At 77.9% G+C, this 557-nt stretch carries 1 protein-coding gene; it reads right to left on the bottom strand.

All coding sequences use genetic code 11. From position 1 onward, the window contains the following. Positions 1-437: alanine racemase (locus DW309_RS09160; protein WP_240753173.1), on the bottom strand; the 437-nt coding region annotated here is incomplete at its 3' end. Positions 438-557 lie beyond the last annotated feature (120 nt).

Here is a 557-nt window from a genome sequence, read left to right as displayed (position 1 = left end):
TGCCCCATCACCCCGACCACCTCGACGCGGCCGCGCGCCGCCCTGGCCAGCCGCAGCAGCTCCGGCCAGTCGGCGAGCGGGCAGCCCCCTCGCGCCATCCCGGTGTCGAGGTGCAGGTGCACCCGCACCGGGGCGACCGCGTCCACGATCAGCGCCCGCAGCTCGTCGACGGAGCCCACCGCCACGTCGATCCGGTCGAGCGCGGCCGCGACCGCGTCGATCCCGCCCGGGTTCAGCCACGACAGGATCGGGACGGCCAGCCCGGCCGCGCGCAGCGCACGGCCCTCGGCGACGTCGGTCACCCCGAGCCACGTCGCACCCGCGGCGACGGCAGCCTCGGCGACCGCGACCGCCCCGTGCCCGTAGCCGTCGGCCTTGACCACGGCCATGATCTGCGCGGACGTCGACTGCCGCATGCGCGACACGTTCTGCGCCACGGCCTCGGGGAGCGTGCACAACCGCGGGCGCGGGAGGCGGGACGGCGGTGTGGAGCGGACACCGGAGGGGGCGGCGACGGATGCGACGTCGCGCCCGGGCCGGGCAGGCGCTGGGCGGAC

The organism is Microbacterium sp. K41 (assembly GCF_004794395.1).
Taxonomy (GTDB): domain Bacteria; phylum Actinomycetota; class Actinomycetes; order Actinomycetales; family Microbacteriaceae; genus Microbacterium; species Microbacterium sufflavum.
This window is presented reverse-complemented; position numbering and strand designations above follow the sequence as displayed.